Origin of the sequence: Pseudomonas sp. OF001 (assembly GCF_904426495.1) — a bacterium.
In the GTDB taxonomy this organism is placed as follows: Bacteria; Pseudomonadota; Gammaproteobacteria; order Pseudomonadales; family Pseudomonadaceae; genus Geopseudomonas.
The window spans coordinates 45,595-66,336 of record NZ_CAJGBM010000018.1 but is presented as its reverse complement, the minus strand read 5'-3'; the positions used below and the strand labels follow the sequence as shown (position 1 = coordinate 66,336).

Annotated in this window: 17 protein-coding genes; 3 read left to right on the top strand and 14 right to left on the bottom strand. The window is 68.7% G+C overall.

The features are described from left to right. The 4 genes from RA210_RS12265 to RA210_RS12250 form a co-directional block, all read right to left on the bottom strand. Window positions 1-640: aldehyde dehydrogenase family protein (locus RA210_RS12265; protein ID WP_201486639.1), on the bottom strand; the 640-nt coding region annotated here is incomplete at its 3' end. 65 nt (window positions 641-705) lie between these two features. After that, window positions 706-1,533 (bottom strand): phosphonoacetaldehyde hydrolase, encoded by an 828-nt coding sequence (gene phnX, locus RA210_RS12260; RefSeq protein WP_136490980.1) that lies wholly within the window; start codon window positions 1,531-1,533, stop codon window positions 706-708. A gap of 41 nt (window positions 1,534-1,574) precedes the next feature. Continuing rightward, window positions 1,575-2,891: an MFS transporter gene (locus tag RA210_RS12255; RefSeq protein ID WP_136490981.1), complete on the bottom strand. Its 1,317-nt coding sequence runs from the start codon at window positions 2,889-2,891 to the stop codon at window positions 1,575-1,577. A 173-nt stretch (window positions 2,892-3,064) separates the two neighbouring features. Continuing rightward, complete coding sequence (locus tag RA210_RS12250; protein WP_136490982.1) at window positions 3,065-4,234, bottom strand: 2-aminoethylphosphonate--pyruvate transaminase; 1,170 nt, start codon at window positions 4,232-4,234, stop codon at window positions 3,065-3,067. Window positions 4,235-4,363: 129 nt separating this feature from the next. Here RA210_RS12250 and RA210_RS12245 point away from each other — a divergent pair, with 129 nt between their 5' ends. Then, window positions 4,364-5,263 (top strand): LysR substrate-binding domain-containing protein, encoded by a 900-nt coding sequence (locus RA210_RS12245; RefSeq protein ID WP_136490983.1) that lies wholly within the window; start codon window positions 4,364-4,366, stop codon window positions 5,261-5,263. 52 nt (window positions 5,264-5,315) lie between these two features. Here RA210_RS12245 and RA210_RS12240 read toward each other — a convergent pair whose 3' ends face one another. From RA210_RS12240 to RA210_RS12215, 6 genes are all read right to left on the bottom strand, one after another. Beyond that, the gene (locus RA210_RS12240; RefSeq protein ID WP_136490984.1) at window positions 5,316-6,986 is read right to left on the bottom strand and encodes a bifunctional protein-serine/threonine kinase/phosphatase; all 1,671 of its coding nucleotides are present in this window, start codon (window positions 6,984-6,986) and stop codon (window positions 5,316-5,318) included. Between the two features lie 129 nt (window positions 6,987-7,115). After that, window positions 7,116-8,327: a nitrate/nitrite transporter gene (locus RA210_RS12235; RefSeq protein WP_136490985.1), complete on the bottom strand. Its 1,212-nt coding sequence runs from the start codon at window positions 8,325-8,327 to the stop codon at window positions 7,116-7,118. A 429-nt stretch (window positions 8,328-8,756) separates the two neighbouring features. Beyond that, complete coding sequence (locus RA210_RS12230) at window positions 8,757-9,239, bottom strand: cytochrome C (protein WP_201486638.1); 483 nt, start codon at window positions 9,237-9,239, stop codon at window positions 8,757-8,759. A gap of 120 nt (window positions 9,240-9,359) precedes the next feature. Continuing rightward, entirely contained in the window at window positions 9,360-10,154 is a 795-nt protein-coding gene (locus RA210_RS12225; protein ID WP_201486637.1) for an ABC transporter ATP-binding protein, read from the bottom strand. A 23-nt stretch (window positions 10,155-10,177) separates the two neighbouring features. Beyond that, the gene (locus RA210_RS12220) at window positions 10,178-11,170 is read right to left on the bottom strand and encodes an ABC transporter permease (RefSeq protein WP_136490988.1); all 993 of its coding nucleotides are present in this window, start codon (window positions 11,168-11,170) and stop codon (window positions 10,178-10,180) included. A gap of 59 nt (window positions 11,171-11,229) precedes the next feature. Further along, window positions 11,230-12,603, bottom strand: coding sequence for a CmpA/NrtA family ABC transporter substrate-binding protein (locus RA210_RS12215; protein ID WP_201486636.1), 1,374 nt, complete (start codon window positions 12,601-12,603; stop codon window positions 11,230-11,232). A 447-nt stretch (window positions 12,604-13,050) separates the two neighbouring features. Between RA210_RS12215 and RA210_RS12210 the strand changes: the two genes are divergently transcribed. Next, window positions 13,051-13,974, top strand: a complete 924-nt coding sequence (locus RA210_RS12210; protein WP_201486635.1) for a 1-phosphofructokinase family hexose kinase — start codon at window positions 13,051-13,053, stop codon at window positions 13,972-13,974. Between the two features lie 90 nt (window positions 13,975-14,064). Here RA210_RS12210 and alaC read toward each other — a convergent pair whose 3' ends face one another. Then, entirely contained in the window at window positions 14,065-15,291 is a 1,227-nt protein-coding gene (alaC, locus tag RA210_RS12205; protein WP_201486634.1) for an alanine transaminase, read from the bottom strand. Between the two features lie 204 nt (window positions 15,292-15,495). Between alaC and RA210_RS12200 the strand changes: the two genes are divergently transcribed. Further along, complete coding sequence (locus RA210_RS12200) at window positions 15,496-15,795, top strand: hypothetical protein (protein ID WP_201486633.1); 300 nt, start codon at window positions 15,496-15,498, stop codon at window positions 15,793-15,795. A 107-nt stretch (window positions 15,796-15,902) separates the two neighbouring features. Here RA210_RS12200 and RA210_RS12195 read toward each other — a convergent pair whose 3' ends face one another. From RA210_RS12195 to acnB, 3 genes are all read right to left on the bottom strand, one after another. Beyond that, the gene (locus tag RA210_RS12195; RefSeq protein ID WP_201486632.1) at window positions 15,903-16,481 is read right to left on the bottom strand and encodes an ANTAR domain-containing response regulator; all 579 of its coding nucleotides are present in this window, start codon (window positions 16,479-16,481) and stop codon (window positions 15,903-15,905) included. 17 nt (window positions 16,482-16,498) lie between these two features. Beyond that, entirely contained in the window at window positions 16,499-17,710 is a 1,212-nt protein-coding gene (locus tag RA210_RS12190; protein WP_201486631.1) for a CmpA/NrtA family ABC transporter substrate-binding protein, read from the bottom strand. A gap of 211 nt (window positions 17,711-17,921) precedes the next feature. After that, complete coding sequence (acnB, locus tag RA210_RS12185; protein ID WP_201486630.1) at window positions 17,922-20,531, bottom strand: bifunctional aconitate hydratase 2/2-methylisocitrate dehydratase; 2,610 nt, start codon at window positions 20,529-20,531, stop codon at window positions 17,922-17,924. Window positions 20,532-20,742: the final 211 nt, after the last annotated feature.

Below are 20,742 nucleotides of genomic sequence, written 5' to 3'. Positions count from 1 at the left end.
TGAGCACGCCCTTGGGCAGCAGGTCGCCGATGATCTCCAGCAGCACGGTGATCGACAGCGGAGTCTGCTCGGCCGGCTTCAGCACGATGCAGTTGCCGGCGGCCAGCGCCGGGGCCAGCTTCCAGGCGGCCATCAGCAGCGGGAAGTTCCACGGAATGATCTGGCCGACCACGCCCAGCGGCTCGTGGAAGTGGTAGGCGGCGGTGGTGTCGTTGATCTCGGCGGCGCTGCCTTCCTGGGCGCGGATGCAGCCGGCGAAGTAGCGGAAGTGGTCGGCGGCCAGCGGCACGTCGGCATTCAGGGTCTCGCGCACGGCCTTGCCGTTGTCCCAGGTCTCGGCGACGGCGAGCACTTCCAGGTTCTGCTCGATGCGGTCGGCGATTCTGAGCAGGATGTTGGCGCGGTCCTGTACCGCGGTGCGGCCCCAGGCGTCGGCGGCGGCGTGGGCGGCGTCCAGCGCCAGCTCGATGTCTTCGGCGGTGGAGCGCGGGAATTCGGCGATGTCTTCGCCGGTGATCGGCGTGGTGTTGGTGAAGTAGCGGCCGTTGACCGGCGCGACGAACTCACCGTTGATGTAGTTGCCGTAGCGCGGCTTGAAGGAAACGATGGCACCGGCGGTGCCCGGTTGTGCATAGATCATCTGGCGGCCTCTGTTGTCGGTCTTGTGGCGAAGGCCGGGGCCGCCGCAGCGGCCCCGGAGCGGCATCAGCAGCCTTGCGGCGTCTCGCCGCGCTGCAGGCGGGCGTTGATGTCGTCGATCACCGCCGGCAGCTCGGCGATGGTGTCGATCAGGTAGTGCGGGCGCGCGCCCTCGAACAGCTGGGCGATGCGCGCCCGCTCGGCGGCGCGGCGCTCCTCCGGCAGCGCCTGGTACTCGGCGTAGGTCAGGCCGAGGGCGTTGCCGGACATGGTCAGCGCCACCGTCCACATGCCGGCGCTGCGCCCCTCGAGGATGCCCGGCCAGGTGTCGTCGACCTTGACGCAGGCGGCGACGTCGCTGATGCCGAGGGCGATCACGTTGGCCAGCGCCTGGGCCGGGTGCGGACGGCCGTTGGGCACCTCGTCGGTGGCCACCACGTGGTCGGCGAGGTAGCCGTTGCTGGCGGCCAGCTTGACCACCTTGTCCATCACCACCGCCGGGTAGCCCGAGCAGGAGCCGATCTTCAGGCCCTTGCCGCGCAGCGCGGCGATGGCTTCCAGGGCACCGGGGATCAGCGCCGAGTGCTCGGCGATCTTCTCGATCTGCAGCGGCATGAAGCGCTCGTAGATGGCGGTGACGTCGGCGTCGCTGGGCAGGCGGCCGAAGCGCGCCCGGTAGCGTTCGGCGATCTCAGGCACGTCGCACAGGGTGCGGATGTGGTCCCACTTGCCCATGCCCATCGGCCCGCGCGCCTCGGCCAGGCTGACCTCGATGCCGAACTCGGCGAACGCCTCGACGAAGATCTGGGTCGGCGCGAAGGAGCCGAAGTCGACCACGGTGCCGGCCCAGTCGAGGATGGCGGCTTGCAGCTGGGTGGGTGCTTGATAGTTCATTTCTGGTTACTCCGGATGACGACGGATAAAGGAATTGGGGCTCAGGCCAGGGCCTTGCGCGGGCTGCCGGCCGCGGCGGGTTCGGCGCTGGCCTGCGGCCGGCTGTTCCAGTGCGGGATCAGCAGCACGGTGGCCACCAGCGCGGTGACGGTGAAGCAGAGGAACACGGTTTCGGTGTCGAAGTAGCCGGGCAGCAGGCCACCGAGGATGGCGCCGGTGGAGCCGCAGCCGTTGACGAAGCCCGAGGCGGTGCCGGCGGCGCCCTTGCTGTAGTCGATGGCCGCCGAGCTGCTGATCATTGAGTCCGGCCCGTACAGGGTCAGGCCCATCAGGAACAGCAGGCCGACCACCAGCAGCACGCTGCCGCTCTGCATGGCCGGGACGAACAGGGCGAGCACCACTGCCAGGGCCAGCAGGCTGAGCACGCAGGCCGGGAAGCGGCGTGCGCCGAACAGCCGGTCGGAGAGCAGGCCGATCAGCACCGGGCCGACCAGGCCGGCGACCTCGAACGCCGACGGCACCAGCGCGGCGGCCACCTTGCCCAGCTCCGGCATGCGCTCGTAGACCATCACCGGCCCCCAGAACAGGATCGCGTAGCGCGCCGGCTTGAGCAGGAAGTAGGCCAGGCCGAGCACCAGCACGGTGCGGTTGCGCAGGATGGTGCGCAGCGACTCCCAGAAGCCCGGGTGCTCGCCCACCGCGGCGTGCTCCTCCTCCACCGCCGGCAGGCCGACGTCCTGCGGGCGGTTGCGCTGCAGCCAGAGGAACAGCACGGCGACCACTGCCACCACCGCTGCGCCGGAGACGAAGGCCATGCGCCAGTCGCCGAATGCCTGGTAGGCCCACCAGCCGGTGAAGGGCGCGGCGACCAGACCGCCGAAGGCGTAGCAGCTGCTCCACAGGCCGAGCACGCGGCCACGCTCGCGGGTGGCGAAGAAGCAGCCGATGTTCTTGCACAGCCCCGACCAGCCGGTGGACTGCGCCAGGCCCTGCACCACCATGCAGGTGGCGAAGATCGGCAGGGTGGCGAAGGTGCCCATCAGCAGGGCGGCCAGCGCCGAGACCAAGAGGCCGCCGAACACCACCACGCGGGTACCGAAGCGGTCGGCGAACACGCCCCAGACGAACTGGCCGACGGCGTAGGCGCCGAGGTACAGAGCGTCGAGGTTGGCCATGGCGGCCTTGTCGAGGCTGAAATCGGGGTCCTCGCCGATGCCGAGCTTGGCCACCGAGAAGGCCTTGCGAGTGAAGTAGAAGGCGGCGTAGGCCAGCCAGGTGATGGCGAAGATCTGCCAGCGCCAGCGCTGGAGATCGCTGCTGAACAATCGGAAGGACGAACCGCTCGCGTGCTGCGTCATGAATCTGGCCTCTTTTGCTTGTAGGAATCGGCAGTTCAAAGCTGGAAGTCGTTCTTGTTATCGCGCCGGGCGCCACGTGCGAAGGACCGTCGATCGGTCTCGCGCGTGCCGCCGTGGGGTGGGCTGCCGCGAGCCAGCGGGGCTCGCGGCCTGCGGTTCAGGCGGCCTGCGTTTCAGGCGGCCGGGCCGCGGATGTCCACCTGCATGGCCGCCAGCGATTCGGCGATGGCGCGCAGCAACTGCTGGACGATGCCCTCGTCGATCTGGCCGATGTGGCCGATGCGGAAGCTCTCGGCGAGGGTCAGCTTGCCGGGGTAGATGATGAACTGGCGCTGTTTCAGCTCGTCGTAGAAGCGCTTGAACTCGAAGTTGGGGTGCTCGGGGCAGAAGAAGGTGGTGATGATCGGCGACAGCCAACGGTCCTCCAGCAGGGTGCGGAAGCCCAGGGCGCGCATGCCGGCCACCAGCACGTCGCGGTTGCGCGAGTAGCGCGCCAGGCGCCCGGCGACGCCACCCTCGGCGCGGTGCTGCTCGAGTGCGGCGCGGAAGGCCACCACGCTGTGGGTCGGCGGGGTGAAGCGCCACTGGCCGCTGCGCTCCATGTACTGCCACTGCTCGAACAGGTCGAGGCTCAGCGAGTGGAAGCGCCCCCTGGACTGCTCGAGCAGATCGCGGCGGGCGATGACGAAGCCGAAGCCGGGGATGCCCTCGATGCACTTGTTGGCCGAGGACACCAGGATGTCGAAGGGGATGGCGTCGACGGTCAGCGGCACCGCGCCGAACGAGCTCATGGCGTCGACCATCAGCAGCTTGCCGTGCGCCTTGACCACCGCGGCGATCTCGCGCAGAGGATTGAGGATGCCCGAGCTGGTCTCGCAGTGGACCAGGAACACCGTGGTGACGTCGGGGTTGTCGCGCAGCAGCTGGTCGACCTCCTCAGGCTGCGGCGGCAGGTAGTCGCCCTTGTCCAGGCTGACGTGGGCGCGACCGAGGTAGTCGAGGGTCTGCCGCGCGCGCTTGCCGTAGGCGCCGTTCATCAGCACCAGCGCCTTGCCGTCGCGCGGCACCGCGGCGGCCAGCGCCGCCTCGACGGCGAAGGTGCCGCTGCCCTGCACGGGCACGCAGACGTAGCTGTCGTCCGCCACCCCGGCCATCGCCACCAGCTCGCGGCGGATCTCGGCGGTGACCTGGTTGAACTCGCCGTCCCACGAACCCCAGTCGCGCAGCATGGCCTGCTTGGTGGCCAGCGAGGTGGTCAGCGGGCCGGGGGTGAGCAGGTAGGGCTCGCCCAGCGCCGGCGCGGGCAGCGGCTGGGATGTGGCGATGAATTCGGCTTTGCTCATGATCGTCTCCTGTTCGGTAGGACGCAGCGGGTGACTGCCTGGCGACGATCAAACCAATTCGGCACTAATAAATAAAATCGTTTTATGATATTTCAAAAACAACTACAGCTTATTACTGCGAGAAATCCGATGGCGATCTCCCATGCCCAGCTCAAGGCCTTCCACGCGGTGGCGGTGCACGGCGGCTTCACCCGCGCGGCCGAGCGCCTGTTCCTCAGCCAGCCGGCGATTTCCGACCAGGTGCGCAAGCTCGAGGAACTCTACGGGGTGCAGCTGTTCCACCGCACCAAGCGCTCGGTGCAGCTCAGCGAGCTGGGCGAGCGCCTGCTGGCCATCACCCAGCGGCTGTTCGCCGCCGAGGGCGAGGCCGAGGAGCTGCTGTCCAGCTCGCGCGCCCTGCGCAGCGGCCAGCTGACCCTGGCGGTGGACTCGCCGGTGCATGTGCTGCCCTATATCGCCCGCTTCAACGCGCGCTACCCCGGCATCCGCATCAGCCTGGTCACCGGCAATACCGACGAGGCCCTCGGCCGCCTGTTCGACTACCGCGCCGACCTGGCGGTGCTCGGCCGCCCGGTGGAGGACGCGCGCCTGCTGTGCCAGACCCTGAGCAGCGGCCCGCTGGTGGCCTTCGTCGCGCGCAGCCATCCGTGGGCGCAGCGCCACGACATCGTCCTGGCCGACCTCGACGACCTGCCGATGGTGCTGCGCGAGCAGGGTTCGATGACCCGCCAGCTGCTCGAGGAGGAGATGCAGCAGGCCGGCCTGCGCCTGCGCCCGGCCATCGAGGTCGAGGGCCGCGAGGCGGTGCGCGAGCTGGTGCTGGCGGGTATGGGGGTGGGCGTGGTGTCGGCGGCGGAGCTGGGCGAGCACCCGCAGGTGCACGCGCTGCCGATCCGCGACTGCCGGCGGCAGATGACCGAAACCCTGGTGTGCCTGCGCGAACAGCGTACGCGGCGGATCATCGATACCTTCCTGCAGATGGTCGACGAGGCGCTGGCCGGTTCGCCGCGGGCCGCCGCGCAACAGTGACCGGCCCGGCCAAGCGCCGGGACGCAATGGCCGGCCCGGGCCGGGCGGCAGGCTACGGCTTGAGTGCCATCACCAGCAGGATCAGGTTGACCAGCAGCGAAACCAGCGCCAGGCCGCGCCAGAACTTCAGCGGCTCGCGTTCGAGCAGCGGGCGGGCGGGCAGGTCGCGGGCGCGGCGCTCGCCCTGGTCGAGGGCCAGCAGCCATTCCTCGGCGGTCTCGAAGCGCTGGGCGGGATTGCTCGCCAGCGCCCTGAGCAGCAGCTCGTCGAGCCAGGCCGGCAGGTCCGGGCGGTAGCGGCTGGCGGTGGTCGGCGCCTTGTTGGGCGGCTGCTGGAACGGCTCCAGTTCGCCGTAGGGATACTGGCCGGTGAGCAGGCGGTACAGGCAGACGCCGGCGGCGAACAGGTCCTGGCGCGGCTCCGGCGCGGCGCCGGCGAAGGCTTCCGGAGCGATGTAGCTGGGCGTGCCGGGCAGGCTGTGCGCCTCGTCGGCGGACAGGCCGGGGCAGTAGGCGAGGCCGAAGTCGAGCAGCAGCAGCTCGCCGCCGTCGCCGACCAGCAGGTTCTCCGGCTTGATGTCGCGGTGCAGGATGTTGCGCCGGTGCAACTGGCCGAGGGCGCGCAGCAGGCTGCGCGAGATCTGCAGCCAGTCGGCCAGCGGCAGCGGCCCCTGCTGCTCCAGACGGGCGGCCAGGGTCTGCCCGGAGTACTCGCGCATGACGAAGTACAGGTGCTGGCGCTGCGGCAGGCCGTGCACCTCGGGGAAGCCGAGGCCGGCGACCCGGCGCAGGAACCATTCCTCCTGCAGCAGCGCCTGCTGGGCGCCGGGCTCATCGCTGCGGCTTCCCGGCAGGGTCTTGAGCAGCCAGGGACGGCCCTGGCCGTCGCGCACCCGGTACAGCAGCGACTGGCGGCTCTCGGCGAGCAGGCCTTCGACCCGCCAGCCCTCGAAGTCCTGGCCGTCGCGCAGGCGCGGCGGCAGCGGCCACTCGGGCAGGCTGGCGAGGGCGTCGGCCAGGCTGGCTTCCGGCAGTTCGTCGATGCGCACCACCACGGCGCTGGCGTTGTCCTGGCTGCCGGCATGGTGGGCGGTGGCGACCAGGGCATCGGCGATCGCCTGCGGCTCGCGCTCGGTGGCGAGGATGTCGCGGATCACGCCGTCGTCGAGGGTCGCCCAGATGCCGTCGCACAGCAGCAGGAAGGTCTCGCCGGCCTGCAGGTCGCCGTCCAGGTAGTCCATCACCAGGTGCTGGTCGAGGCCGAGGGCGCGCTTGAGCACGTGCTGCATGCCCTCCTGCTCCCAGACGTGCTCGCAGGTCAGGCGCTGCAGCCTGCCGGCGTGCCAGCGGTAGGCGCGGCAGTCGCCGACGTGGGCGAGGGTGAAGCGCCGCCCGCGCAGCACCAGGGCGGTGAGGGTGGTGAGCAGCGGCTGGCCACCGCCGGCGCTGTGCAGCCAGCGGTTGTGGGCGACCAGCAGGCGATCCAGCGACTGCGCTACCGGCCAGGTTTCCGGGGTGGCGTAGTAATCCAGCGCCAGCGCCTGCAGGGTGGCGCGGGCGGCCAGACCGCCGTCGGCGCACTGGCTGACGCCGTCGGCCAGGGCCAGCAGGTGGCCCTTGCTGGCGGCCAGCGCCGGCGCCGGGGTCACCACGCGGATGGCGTCCTGGTTCTCGGCTCGCGGGCCGGTGGCGCTGGCTTCGCCGATGGTCAGGTGCAGGGGCATGGGACGGTCCTGTCAGGTTGGGGGCGCAATGGTGCGCATGGCGCACCCTGCATGCGACGGGTGACGCAGGTCAGTAGGGTGCGCCGCGCGCACCAGAGGGGCGTCCCGGTGCGCAGCGCATATACAGTCCTAGACCCGCGCCGCGGTCACCGCCGCCGAGCCCCAGGTGGTGCGCCAGCGCAGCTTGACGCTGTGCAGGCCGATCCAGGCGACCACGCCGAGGGCGGCGAACAGCCACAGGCCGAGCTGGTAGTCGCCGGTGGACTGCTTGACCGCGCCCAGGCCCGCGGTCAGGGCGAAGCCGCCGATGCCGCCGGCCATGCCGATCAGCCCGGTCATCACGCCGATGGTCTGGCGGAAGCGCTGCGGCACCAGCTGGAACACCGCGCCGTTGCCGGCGCCCAGGCTGAGCATGGCGACCACGAACAGCGCCAGCGCGGCGGTCGAGCTGGGCAGGTTGAAGCCGACCGCGGCGATGCACAGCGAGGCCACGGTGTACATCACCAGCAGGGTGCGGATGCCGCCGATGCGGTCGGCCAGGGCGCCGCCCAGCGGGCGCAGCAGGCTGCCGGCGAACACGCAGGCGGCGGTGTAGTAGCCGGCCTTGACCGGGTCGAAGCCGTACTGGTCGTGGAAGTAGCCGGGCAGTGTGCTGGCCAGGCCGAGGAAGCCGCCGAAGGTGACGCTGTAGAACAGCATGAACCACCAGCTGTCGCGGTCGGTGAGCGCCTTCAGGTAGTCGCCGAGCGCCTTGGGCTTGGGCCGCTCGGGGGCGTTCTTCGCCACGGCGGCGAAGATGATCAGGGTCAGCACCAGCGGGATCAGCGCCAGGCCGAACACGTTGTTCCAGCCGAAGGCGCTGGCCAGCAGCGGGGCGAACAGCGCGGCGAGCACGGTGCCGGAGTTGCCGGCGCCGGCGATGCCCATGGCCTTGCCCTGGTGCTGCGCCGGGTACCACTGCGAGGCCAGCGGCAGGGCGACGGCGAAGGAAGCGCCGGCGAAGCCGAGGAACAGGCCGAGCAGCAGCGCCTGCTGGTAGCTGTGCACGCCGTGCAGCCAGGCCACGGCGAGGGCGGCGATGACGATCGCCTGGCCGACCAGGCCGGCGGTCTTCGGCGAGGTGCGGTCGGCGAACAGGCCCATCAGGAAGCGCAGCACGGCGCCGGCGAGGATCGGCGTGGCGACCATCATCGCCCGTTGCTGGGTGGTCAGGCCGAGGTCGGCGGCGATCTGCACGCCCAGCGGGCCGAGCACGTACCAGACCATGAAGCTCAGGTCGAAATAGAGAAATGCGGCGAACAGGGTTGGCGTGTGGCCGGCTTTCCAGAAACTCGTGTTCATCTGACACCTCGGATCCAAAGTTCGCAAAAGACCGGGGGCTGGCGCGCAAGCGAGCCTGGTCGGCAGGCCGCGCCAGTCCCCCGGATAACGCCGGGCTTGTGGCCGGGCGCTGGTGGCAGAGCCACCGCTGGGGGAAAGGGTCACTGGGCCGCTGCGCGGATCACGCGGCAGCGGCCCGCCCCGGGCATTGGGGCGTGAAACGAAAAAGGCGTCGCAGCACGCCAGCCGGGGCTGGGTGATGCGACGCCTTTGTCGTCAGTGCGGCAGCCGCCATTGGCTGCCGTTGCCAGAGCTTCAGCAAGAGCTGTGCCAATGTGCCGAGGGCTTGGAAAATGGCCGTCTGGGGTTCACCAGAGGAGTCGGGCGTGATTCAAAAGAGGGCGTGGCGGCGCATCGTGCGCCGCCACGGGGCGTCCGGCGGGCTGCCGGCTATTTGCTGGCGGCCGGCGGCATGGGGAACATCACCACCGGCCCCTCCGGCATGTCGCCGGGCGGCAGGGCCATCGGCGCCGGCTCGCCGGCCGGGCCGAGGTGCTTGACCAGCTGGTAGATGGCGCGCAGGTCCTCGTCGGTCATGTGGTGCAGGGTCTGGTTGGGCATCGGCGGGCGATAGTTGGCCTGGCGCGCCAGGGCCAGCCACTGGCTTTCGCTGAGCCTGGGCAGCACCAGGCGCAGGTTGCTGGGATAGGTGGTGCCCCAGGGGCCGTACCAGCCGAGGTTGTCGCCCTTGAGCCAGTCGGTCTCGGCGACCTTGCCCGGCGCCATCAGGTAGCCGGAGGTATGGCAGTCGTTGCAGCCGGAGATCTGCACCAGATAGCGACCGCGCTCGATCAGGTGCTCGTCGGCATGGGCCTGAAGGAGGGGAAGGGCCGCCAGCAGAACGGCGGGGAGCAGGGTACGCAAGGGCAGCATGGAGATCTCCTGTCGAGGCTGGCCGCTTCAACAGGTATAGCGCGATGCCATCGACCAGCCGCCCTTGCATGCGTCTGGCCGATCAGCGGTTGCGGCCAGGCGCATGCGGCAGGACGGGTGTCAGGCGGCCGGGCGCTTCTGGCGCTGGTAGAGGAACTCCAGCACCGCGGCGCGGTACTCGTGGTAGCGCGGATCGTGGGCCAGTGCCATGCGCTCGCGCGGGCGCGCCAGGTCGACCTGGAGGATGTCGCCGACGGTGGCCGCCGGGCCGTTGCTCATCATCACGATGCGGTCGGAGAGCAGCACCGCCTCGTCGACGTCGTGGGTGATCATGATCACCGTGTTGCCGAGGTCGGCGTGGATCTCCATCAGCGAGTCCTGCAGGTGGGCGCGGGTCAGGGCGTCGAGGGCGCCGAACGGCTCGTCCATCAGCAGCACCTTGGGCTGCATGGCCAGCGCGCGGCCGATGCCGATGCGCTGCTTCATGCCGCCGGAAATCTCGCTGGGGCGCTTGTCGCGGGCGTGGGTCATGTGCACCAGGTCGAGGTTGTACTCGATCCACTCGCGCATCTCCGCCTTGCCCTTCTTGCCCTTGAACACCTGCTGCACGGCCAGTTCGATGTTCTGGTAGCAGGTCAGCCAGGGCAGCAGGCTGTGGTTCTGGAACACCACCGCGCGCTCCGGGCCGGGGGCGTTGACCTCCTTGCCGTCGAGGATCACCCCGCCGGTGCTGGCCTGGTAGAGGCCGGCGACGATGTTGAGCACGGTGGACTTGCCGCAGCCGGAGTGGCCGATCAGCGAGACGAATTCGCCCCTCGCGATCTTCAGGTTGACGTTCGAGAGGGCGCAGAACAGGCCCTTGTCGGTGGGGAAGCTGATGCCGACGCCGGTCAGTTCGAGGTGTGCGTTGTTCATGGCGGACTCCTGATGAAGGGCGCTTAGCGCAGGTCGGCGTTCTTGTCCCAGCTGACGCGGCGTTGCAGGCCGAGCATGAGACGGTCGAGGACGAAGCCGATCAGGCCGATGGTCAGCACGGCGACCATGATGCGGCCGAGGGAGTTGGAGCTGCCGTTCTGGAACTCGTCCCAGATGAATTTGCCCAGGCCCGGGTTCTGCGCCAGCATCTCGGCGGCGATCAGCACCATCCAGCCGGTGGCCAGCGACAGGCGCAGGCCGGTGAAGATCATCGGGATGGCGGCGGGCAGCACGATGCGGCGCACGTGGTCGAGCGGCGACAGGCTGAGCACGCGGCTGACGTTGAGCAGGTCCTTGTCCAGGTTGGCGACGCCGACCGTGGTGTTGATCACCGTCGGCCACAGGCAGCACAGCGCCACGGTGAAGGCCGAGGTGACGAAGGACTTGGCCAGCAGCGGGTCGGCGCTGGTGTACACGGCGCTGACCACCATGGTCACCAGCGGCAGCCAGGCCAGCGGCGACACCGGCTTGAACACCTGGATCAGCGGGTTGATGGCGCTGTAGATCGGCTTGCTCAGGCCGCAGACGATGCCCAGCGGGATGGCCAGCAGCGAGGCGAGGGCGAAGCCGGTCATCACCGTGTACAGGCTGGTGAGGATCTGCTTGAAGAAGGTCGGCTTGCCGGTGTACGGGCGCACGCTCACCTTGGCGTCGGGGTCCTTGGCCAGCCGCTCGGCATTGCGCGCTTCCTGGCGGGCGTAGAAGTCGTCGGCCTTGCGCTGCTCGGCGACATGCTCCTGCACCAGGCTGGTGAACTGGCCGACCACCTGGGTCGGGCCGGGGAACTTGCCCAGGCTGGTGTCGATGCTGCCGGCGACGACCTGCCAGAACAGCAGGAAGGCCAGGATGCCGGCGGCGGGCAGCAGCAGGGCGGGCATCCAGCGCTGGATCAGCGCGGCCTTGTGGGCGGACTTGATGGTGTCCTGGATCGGTTTGGCGACGGCGGGATTGCTCATCGTCTGGTCCTCGGGGCTGAGGGGAGCCGGCGTGGCCGGCTCCCGGGACGGATCGGGCATCACAGCGCGGAGTCGGCCTTAAGGCCGATCTTGAACTGCTCGATGTACGCGTTCGGCTTGCGCCCGTCATAGGTGAGGCCGTCGATGAAGTCGCTGCTCGGCGCGCGGAAGCCTTCCTCGCCGGCCGGCGGGAAGTCGGAAGCCGCGGCCTTGCCCTCGGCGACCAGTTCGGCGGCGGCCGCCTGGTAGGTCTGCGGCTGGTAGACCTTCCGGGCGGTCTCGAAGTACCAGCTGTCCGGCTGGTTCTCGGCGATCTGGCCCCAGCGGCGCATCTGGGTCAGGTACCAGATGGCGTCGGAGTAGTAGGGGAAGGTGGCGTTGTAGCGGAAGAACACGTTGAAGTCCGGGACTTCGCGCTTGTCGCCCTTCTCGTACTCGAAGGTGCCGGTCATCGAGTTGGCGATCACCTTGGCGTCGGCGCCGACGTACTCGGGGCGGGCGAGGATCTGCACCGCCTCGGCGCGGTTGGCGTTGTCGTTCTCGTCCAGCCACATGGCGGCGCGGATCAGCGCCTTGACCAGGCGCTTGTGGGTTTCCGGGTTGGCGTCGGCCCAGGCCTTGGACACGCCGAGGACCTTCTCCGGGTTGTTCTTCCAGATCTCGTAGTCGGTGATCACCGGCACGCCGATGCCCTTGAATACCGCCTGTTGGTTCCACGGCTCGCCCACGCTGTAGCCGCTGATGGTGCCGGCCTCGAGGGTGGCCGGCATCTGCGGCGGCGGGGTCACCGAGAGCAGGGCGTCGGCGCTGATGGTGCCGGTGATGTCGCCCTTGGCGGGAGCGTAGTAGCCGGGGTTGATACCGCCGGCGGCCAGCCAGTAGCGCAGCTCGTAGTTGTGGGTGGAGACCGGGAACACCATGCCGAGGTTGAACGGCTTGCCCTGGGCCTTGTACTGCTCGATCACCGGCTTGAGCGCGTCGGCCTTGATCGGGTGCACCGGCTTGCCGTCCTGCATCGGCACGTGCTTTTTCATCTCCTCCCATACGGCGTTGGACACGGTGATGCCGTTGCCGTTGAGGTCCATGGAGAAGGCGGTGACCACCTCGGCCTTGGTGCCGAAGCCGATGGTGGCGCCCAGCGGCTGGCCGGCCAGCATGTGCGCGCCGTCCAGCTCGCCGGTGATCACCCGGTCGAGCAGCACCTTCCAGTTGGCCTGTGCCTCGAGGGTGACGTACAGGCCTTCGTCCTCGAAGAAGCCCTTCTCGTAGGCGATGGCCAGCGGGGCCATGTCGGTGAGCTTGATGAAGCCGAGCTTGAGTTCTTCCTTCTCCGGATCGGCGGCCAGGGCGACGGAGCTGGCCAGCGGGGCGAGCAGCAGGGCAGCGGCGGCGAGGGCATGCTTGAAGAAACGACGGTGACTGCGAATGTGCATGGCGATTTCCCAAAGGTCAGAAACGAAAAAAGACGTCGCAAGCGCGCCGATCCTGCAGGGATCAGCTGGCTTTTGACGTCTTTGTCAGTTCGTCCCGATCACCGCCGTTGGCGATCCGAAGACGGATGTACGTTCACTCCTGCAAGGGGCTTGCCAGTTTTGTCGCGGCCTGCGGGGCGGCGCGTGAATGCCTGATCCGGCGTCCGGCGGTCCAGGGGATCTTCAGGAAAATCAATGGATTGCCCTTGGGTGTGCAGTCGGCGCGGCGGCTCCCTGCGCCAGAGGTCCAGGCCAGGGCTGTGCAGCGCGGGCGGAGCGAGGGCCGTTTTGGTTCAGCGGCGGGTGGCGGAACGCTGCCTTTTGCGGCGCGCGTGCCACCGCCTGGGGCAGAATAGGGGGCAACACGAACCCGCTATCCCGCTGCGGCGGGCCAGTCTGGAGCCTCCGATGCCGCGCATTGCCACCCTGACCCTCAACCCGGCGATGGACCTGTCCACCGCCACCGCCCAGGTCGAGCCGACCCGCAAGCTGCGCTGCAGCCTGCCGAGCTACGATCCGGGCGGCGGCGGCATCAACGTGGCGCGGGTGGTCGCCGAGCTCGGCGGCGACGTCGTGGCGGTCTATCCGGCCGGCGGGCCGTTCGGCGACATGCTCGAGCGCATCCTCGCCGCTCTGGCGCTGCCGCAGCTGCGCGTGCCGATCGCCGGCGATACCCGCGAGAGCTTCACCGTCGACGAGACCGCCACCGGCCGGCAGTTCCGCTTCGTGCTGCCGGGCCCGGAACTGTCGGCGGCCGAACAGCAGGCCTGCCTGGACGCCATCGCCGCGCTTGATCCCGCGCCAGAGTTCATCGTCCTCAGCGGCAGCTTCCCGCCCGGCGTGGCGCTGGCTTACTTCGACGCAGTGGCCGCGCTGGCGCGGCGCATCAAGGCGCGGCTGGTGCTCGACTGCTCGGGCGAGGCGCTCGCCTACGCCGCCGGACGCGGCGGCATCCACCTGCTCAAGCCGAGCCTCAGCGAGCTGGCCACCCTGATGGGCGGCAAGGTGGAGGGCGCGGCGGCGCAGGAAGCGGCGCTGCGCGAGCTGATCGGGCGTGGCGTGGCGGAGGTCATCGTGCTGTCGCTGGGTGGCGAGGGGGCGGTGCTGGCCAGCAAGGAGGGCATCGAGCGCTTCGCGCCGCTGGACGTGCCGGTGTGCAGCGCGGTGGGTGCCGGCGACAGCATGGTCGGCGCCATGGTGCTGGCCCTGAGTCGCGGCTGGAGCCTGACGGATGCGGTGCGCTACGGCATCGCCGCCGGCTCGGCGACCATCCTGCGCCCGGGCACCGAGCTGTGCCGGGCGGAGGATGTCGAGCGGTTGTACCGGGGGTGAGATGTAGGGTGGACAACGGCGCAGCCTTGTCCACCGTGGCCGGCTCCAGGGTGGGAAATGCCTTCGGCAGTTTCCCATCCTACCCGAGGATCAGCTGTCGCCCTTGGCTGCCTTCGCCGGCAGCAGGCCGTCGGCGCGGAACATCGCCTTGATGCCGCGGATCGCCTGGCGGGTGCGGTCGAGGTTCTCGATCAGCGCGAAGCGCACGTGGTCGTCGCCGTAGTCGCCGAAGCCGACGCCGGGGGAAACGCACACCTTGGCCTCGGCCAGCAGCTTCTTGGCGAACTCCAGCGAGCCGAGATGGGCGTAGGCCTCGGGGATTTTCGCCCAGATGTACATCGACGCCTTGGGCTTCTCGACCATCCAGCCGATCTCGTGCAGGCCCTTGACCAGCACGTTGCGCCGCTCGCGGTACTTCTCGGCGATCTCGTGCACGCACTGCTGGTCGCCTTCCAGGGCGGCGATGGCGGCTACCTGCAGCGGGGTGAAGGTGCCGTAGTCGTGGTAGCTCTTGATCCGCGCCAGGGCGCTCACGAGTTCTTGATTGCCGACCATAAAGCCGATGCGCCAGCCGGCCATGTTGTAGCTCTTGGACAGGGTGAAGAACTCCACGGCGACGTCCTTGGCGCCCGGCACCTGCATGATCGACGGCGCCTTCCAGCCGTCGTAGACGATGTCGGCGTAGGCCAGGTCGTGCACCACGAGGATGTCGTGCTGCTTGGCCAGCGCCACCACGCGCTCGAAGAAGTCCAGCTCCACGCACTGAGCAGTGGGGTTGGAGGGGAAGCCGATGATCATCATCTTCGGCTTGGGAATCGCCTCGCGGATCGCCCGCTCCAGCTCGGCGAAGAAGTCGACGCCGGGCACCAGCGGCACCGAGCGCACCTGGGCGCCGGCGATCACCGCGCCGTAGATGTGGATCGGGTAGCTGGGGTTGGGCACCAGCACGGTGTCGCCGTGGTCGAGGGTGGCCAGCATCAGGTGCGCCAGGCCTTCCTTGGAGCCGATGGTGACTATGGCTTCGCTGTCCGGGTCGATGTCGACCTGGTAGCGGTCCTGGTACCAGCGCGAGATGGCGCGGCGCAGGCGCGGGATGCCGCGCGAGGTGGAGTAGCCGTGGGTGTCTTCGCGCTGGGCGACCTGCACCAGCTTGTCGACGATGTGCGGCGGGGTGGCGCCGTCGGGGTTGCCCATGCTGAAGTCGATGATGTCCTCGCCACGGCGGCGGGCGGCCATCTTCAGCTCGGCGGTGATGTTGAAGACGTAGGGGGGGAGACGATCGATGCGCGCAAAGCGGCGCTTGCCGTGTTCGGCCATGATTTCCTCGAGAGACGTAAGCGCCCGGAACCGTCCGAGCGACGTTGGCCAGTGCGCTGGCCTGCGCGGAGCAACATACGCCGGCCGCTCGTTGCCTGCAAGCGCTGCAATGGTCGAAGTGCGACGCCCTGTCGCGAAGCGGGGGGTACGGAGCTGGCCCGGTTAATGCTGCGCTTGTGTCTCCCCACAGACACGGAGCAGTTCATGAAGGCAGTCAGCCTCAGGGTCGGGGCGCAGCGCTCGGCCGGCAGCGAATTCCTCGACACCCGTTTCGGCGGCAAGGCGCTCAGGATCACGGTGACCCGCAATCCGGACCGGCTGGTCGCCGACCGCGCCCTGCCGGAGGGCGGCGACGTGCAGGTGGCGATGCTCGACAACCCCTTCCGGCTGACCCGCGACCTGACCAACATCCTCGGCTCGGCGAAGTCGGGCGACGCGCTGGTGCTGGTCTGCGGCGAGGGCAAGCTGTACCGGGCGACGCTGAAGTTTCTCGGCCTGGACTGAGGAGGGAGGTTGTACCTGTTGCTCCAGCGTGGCAGCCAGTGTCGGGATCGCGACAGGTCCGGGTGCCCACGCAGGAGCATGGGCACCCGCTGTCGGAGCGATGCAGGTCAGTTACCGAGCATCTCGTGCATCGAGATGATCTGCTCGGCCACCTGGATCAGCTTCTGCTGCTTGCTCATCGCCTGGCGGCGCATCAGGGTGTAGGCCTCCTCTTCGTTGCACTGGCGCATCTTCATCAGCAGACCCTTGGCCAGCTCGATGCGCTTGCGCTCGGCGAGCTGCTGGTCGCGGGCGTTGAGCTGGGCGCGCAGGGCCTGGTCGCTCTCGAAGCGGGCCATGGCCACGTCGAGGATCGGCTGCAGGCGCTGGACGTGGATGCCCTCGACGATGTAGGCGCTGACCCCGGAGCGGATGGCCTGACGCATCACGCCGGGGTCGTGCTCGTCGGTGAACATGACGATGGGGTGCGGCTGGTCGCGGCTGAGCAGGCAGACCTGCTCCATGACGTCGCGGCCGGGCGATTCGCTGTCGATCAGGATCACGTCGGGGCGCACGGCGGCCACCCGCGCCGGCAGGTCGACGGTCAGCCCGGACTCGTCGATCACCTCGAAGCCGGCTTCGTTCAGCGCGCTCTTCAGGCGGCCGACCTTCTTCGCGGTGTCGTTGATCAGGAGGATGCGCAGCATGGACATGTCTCCCGCTATCAGAGGGCCAGCTTCTGGCGTTCGGCCAGTGCGTGCAGGTCGAAGCTGCGCGCGTAGCCGGCCGGATCGCTGCCGTCCCAGACCCTGCCATCCTGCAGAGTGGAGCGGCGCATGGCTGCCGGCACGGCGATGCCCAGCGCGCCGGCGGCCTCGCGGTACAGCGCGAGCTGGTGCACCTGGCCGGCCAGTTCATGGTACTGCGGATCGTCGCGCAGCAGACCCCAGCGGCGCAGCTGGGTGAGGAACCAGATGCCGTCGGACAGGTAGGGCATGTTCACCGCGCCGTCGGCGAAGAAGCGCAGCGGGTGGGCGTCCAGCCAGGCGTGGCCGAGGCCGTCCTGGTAGTGGCCGAGAAAGCGCGGCTCGAGGGTGGCGACCGGCGCGTTGACGTATTCGGCGGCGCTGAGCAGCTGGGCGGTGCTGCGGCGGTTTTCCACGCTGGCGTCGATGAAGCGGCAGGCCTCGAGCAGGGCCATGGTCAGGGCGCGGGCGCTGTTGGGGCATTCCTCGGCGAAGGTGCGGGTGACGCCGAGCACCTTCTCCGGGTGGTCCGGCCAGATCGACTGGCTGGTGGCGACGGTGAAGCCGAGGTTCTCGTCCACCGCGTGGGCGCCCCAGGGGTCGCCGGCGCAGAAGCCGTCGATGCGCCCGGCGCGCAGGTGGGTGACCATCTGCGCCGGCGGCACCACCACGCTGTGCACGTCGGCGAGGGGATGGATGCCGTGGCTGGCTAGCCAGTAGTACAGCCACAGGGCGTGGGTGCCGGTGGGGAAGGTGTGGGCGAGGGTCAGGCGTGCACCGCCCTGGTGCGTGCGTGCGCGCAGCGCCTCGCCGTCGGTCACGCCGGCCGCGCGCAGGGCCTGGCTCAGGGTGATCGACTGGCCGTTCTGGTTCAGGCCCATGAGGATGGCCATGGGCGTGATCGGGCTGCCGAGGCCGAGGTGGATGCCGTAGACCTGGCCGTAGAGCATCTGCGCGGCATCCAGTTCGCCGCCGAGCAGCTTGTCGCGCAGGCCGGCCCAGGAGGCCTGGCGGCGCAGGTTGAGGGTCAGGCCGTAGGGCTGGGCGAAGCCCTGGGTGGCGGCGACGATCAGCGGCGCCGAGTCGGCCAGGGCCATGAAGCCGAGTTCGAGGACGTTCTTTTCCGGGGCATCGGAGCCGGCGACCCAGGCCAGGGCGTCGGGGCGTGGCGTTGCGTGGTGGTCGGTCATCGCGTGTGTTCCATCGCTGCACAAAAAAGCGCCGTACCGGCCATCGCTCTGGGCGACAGTCGGGTACGACGCCATTGTCGGGGAACGGCTCCGCCGTTGGAGCGTTCGGATGGTCACGACGAAGCAAGCGCTGTGCCACATGGCGGGTAGAAAAGAAAAAGCCCCGCACGGGGCGGGGCTTCTTCCTACAGCGATCTAGCGCTTACCGGGCTCAGGCCTGCAGCACCGGGATGTTGGCCTTGGCCGCAGCATCGCGGTACTCGGCCATCTGGTCGAAGGACAGGTAGCGGTAGACGTCGGCAGCCATGCTGTCGATGTTCTTCGCGTATTCCATGTACTCCTCGACGGTCGGCAGCTTGCCGAGGATGGAGGCGACAGCCGCCAGCTCAGCAGAAGCCAGGAACACGTTGGTAGCGTCGCCCAGGCGGTTCGGGAAGTTACGGGTCGAGGTGGAAACCACGGTGGAGCCGGTCTGTACGCGCGCCTGGTTACCCATGCACAGCGAGCAGCCCGGCATTTCCATGCGCGCGCCAGCCTTGCCGTAGATGCCGTAGTAGCCTTCCTCGGTCAGCTGGTGGGCGTCCATCTTGGTCGGCGGAGCCAGCCACAGACGGGTCGGAATGCCACCCTTGACCTTGTCCAGCAGTTTGCCGGCAGCGCGGAAGTGACCGATGTTGGTCATGCAGGAGCCGATGAACACCTCGTCGATCTTCTGACCGGCAACGGTGGACAGCAGGCGAGCGTCGTCCGGGTCGTTCGGAGCGCAGAGAACCGGCTCCTTGATCTCGGCCAGGTCGATCTCGATGACGGCGGCGTATTCGGCGTCGGCATCGGCGGACAGCAGCTGCGGATCGGCCAGCCAGGCTTCCATGGCCTGGGCGCGACGCTCCAGGGTGCGGGCATCGCCGTAGCCTTCGCCGATCATCCAGCGCAGCATGGTGATGTTCGACTTCAGGTACTCGGCGATGGCGTCTTCCGGCAGCTTGATGGTGCAACCGGCAGCCGAACGCTCGGCGGAGGCGTCGGACAGCTCGAACGCCTGCTCGACGGTCAGACCTTCCAGACCTTCGATCTCGAGGATGCGGCCGGAGAAGATGTTCTTCTTGCCCTTCTTCTCGACGGTCAGCAGGCCAGCCTGAATCGCGTAGTAGGGGATGGCATGCACCAGGTCACGCAGGGTGATACCCGGCTGCATCTTGCCCTTGAAGCGCACCAGCACGGATTCCGGCATGTCCAGCGGCATCACGCCGGTGGCGGCGGCGAAGGCGACCAGGCCGGAACCGGCCGGGAAGGAGATGCCGATCGGGAAGCGGGTGTGCGAGTCACCACCGGTACCGACGGTGTCCGGCAGCAGCATGCGGTTCAGCCAGCTGTGGATGATGCCGTCGCCCGGACGCAGGGACACGCCGCTGCGGTTCATGATGAAGTCCGGCAGGGTGTGGTGGGTGTTGACGTCGATCGGCTTCGGATAGGCGGCGGTGTGGCAGAAGGACTGCATCACCAGGTCGGCGGAGAAGCCCAGGCAAGCCAGGTCCTTCAGCTCGTCGCGGGTCATCGGGCCGGTGGTGTCCTGGGAGCCGACGGTGGTCATCTTCGGCTCGCAGTAGGTGCCCGGACGCACGCCCTGGCCTTCCGGCAGACCGCAGGCGCGGCCGACCATCTTCTGGGCGAGGGTGAAGCCCTTGCCGCTGTCGGCCGGAGCGACCGGCTTCTTGAACAGGGTGGACGGCGCCAGGCCCAGCTCGGCACGGGCCTTCTCGGTCAGGCCACGGCCGATGATCAGCGGGATGCGGCCGCCGGCGCGGACTTCGTCCAGCAGCACTTCGGTCTTCAGTTCGAAGGTGGTGATGACTTCTTCGGTGCCATGCTTGCAGACCTTGCCGGCGTACGGGTAGACGTCGATGACGTCGCCCATGGCCAGGTTGGTGCAGTCGAATTCGATCGGCAGGGCACCGGCGTCTTCCATGGTGTTGTAGAAGATCGGGGCGATCTTGGTGCCGAAGCAGAAGCCGCCGGCGCGCTTGTTCGGCACGTTCGGGATGTCGTCACCGAAGAACCACAGCACGGAGTTGGTGGCGGACTTGCGCGAGGAGCCGGTGCCGACCACGTCGCCGACGTAGGCGACCGGGAAGCCCTTGGCCTTCAGCTCTTCCATCTGCTTGATCGGGCCGACCGAGCCCGGAACGTCCGGGTTGATGCCGTCGCGGGCCATCTTCAGCATGGCCAGGGCGTGCAGCGGGATGTCGGGGCGCGACCAGGCGTCCGGAGCGGGGGACAGGTCGTCGGTGTTGGTTTCGCCGGTGACCTTGAATACGGTCAGGGAGATCTTCTCGGCCAGCGCCGGGCGGCTGGTGAACCACTCGCCTTCGGCCCAGGAGGCCATCACGCCCTTGGCGGCTTCGTTGCCCTTCTTGGCGCGCTCGGCGACGTCGTGGAAGGCATCGAACATCAGCAGGGTGTGCTTGAGCTGTTCGGCGGCGGCGTTGGCCAGCTCGGCGTTGTCCAGCAGCTCGACCAGGGTAGCGATGTTGTAGCCGCCCTGCATGGTGCCCAGCAGCTCGACGGCGCGGGTCTTGCTCAGCAGCGGGGAGGTGGCTTCGCCCTTGGCCAGCGCGGTCAGGAAGCCGGCCTTGACGTAGGCGGCTTCGTCCACGCCAGCGGGAACGCGGTTGGTGATCAGGTCAACCAGGAATTCTTCTTCGCCAGCCGGCGGATTCTTCAGCAGCTCGACCAGAGCAGCGGTCTGCTCGGCGTTCAGCGGCTGGGGCACGACGCCCAGGGCGGCACGCTCTTCTACGTGTTTGCGGTAGGCTTCAAGCACAGTATTACCCTCATCAGTGGTCCCATGCGGGAGTCCGGGACTCTCGTCCAGAAGCTGTTTTCAAAGTTTTACGCCGGCGACTGTGACGAGGATGAGGTGGTGAACAACGATCTGTCGCGATGCTGTCCACCAACCGCTTCCAGCCGGGTTTACTGTGCTCGTGACGCTTTGAAAACAGCTTCCTGCGGACATTGGTGCCTGTAACAAGGCA

What these genes read in the sequence shown, in the direction of transcription:
- phnX (WP_136490980.1), bottom strand. Translation starts at nt 1,533, where the DNA reads ATGAACTATCAAGCACCCACCCAGCTGCAAGCCGCCATCCTCGACTGG.
- RA210_RS12255 (WP_136490981.1), bottom strand. Translation starts at nt 2,891, where the DNA reads ATGACGCAGCACGCGAGCGGTTCGTCCTTCCGATTGTTCAGCAGCGAT.
- RA210_RS12250 (WP_136490982.1), bottom strand. Translation starts at nt 4,234, where the DNA reads ATGAGCAAAGCCGAATTCATCGCCACATCCCAGCCGCTGCCCGCGCCG.
- RA210_RS12245 (WP_136490983.1), top strand. Translation starts at nt 4,364, where the DNA reads ATGGCGATCTCCCATGCCCAGCTCAAGGCCTTCCACGCGGTGGCGGTG.
- RA210_RS12240 (WP_136490984.1), bottom strand. Translation starts at nt 6,986, where the DNA reads ATGCCCCTGCACCTGACCATCGGCGAAGCCAGCGCCACCGGCCCGCGA.
- RA210_RS12235 (WP_136490985.1), bottom strand. Translation starts at nt 8,327, where the DNA reads ATGAACACGAGTTTCTGGAAAGCCGGCCACACGCCAACCCTGTTCGCC.
- RA210_RS12230 (WP_201486638.1), bottom strand. Translation starts at nt 9,239, where the DNA reads ATGCTGCCCTTGCGTACCCTGCTCCCCGCCGTTCTGCTGGCGGCCCTT.
- RA210_RS12225 (WP_201486637.1), bottom strand. Translation starts at nt 10,154, where the DNA reads ATGAACAACGCACACCTCGAACTGACCGGCGTCGGCATCAGCTTCCCC.
- RA210_RS12220 (WP_136490988.1), bottom strand. Translation starts at nt 11,170, where the DNA reads ATGAGCAATCCCGCCGTCGCCAAACCGATCCAGGACACCATCAAGTCC.
- RA210_RS12215 (WP_201486636.1), bottom strand. Translation starts at nt 12,603, where the DNA reads ATGCACATTCGCAGTCACCGTCGTTTCTTCAAGCATGCCCTCGCCGCC.
- RA210_RS12210 (WP_201486635.1), top strand. Translation starts at nt 13,051, where the DNA reads ATGCCGCGCATTGCCACCCTGACCCTCAACCCGGCGATGGACCTGTCC.
- alaC (WP_201486634.1), bottom strand. Translation starts at nt 15,291, where the DNA reads ATGGCCGAACACGGCAAGCGCCGCTTTGCGCGCATCGATCGTCTCCCC.
- RA210_RS12200 (WP_201486633.1), top strand. Translation starts at nt 15,496, where the DNA reads ATGAAGGCAGTCAGCCTCAGGGTCGGGGCGCAGCGCTCGGCCGGCAGC.
- RA210_RS12195 (WP_201486632.1), bottom strand. Translation starts at nt 16,481, where the DNA reads ATGCTGCGCATCCTCCTGATCAACGACACCGCGAAGAAGGTCGGCCGC.
- RA210_RS12190 (WP_201486631.1), bottom strand. Translation starts at nt 17,710, where the DNA reads ATGACCGACCACCACGCAACGCCACGCCCCGACGCCCTGGCCTGGGTC.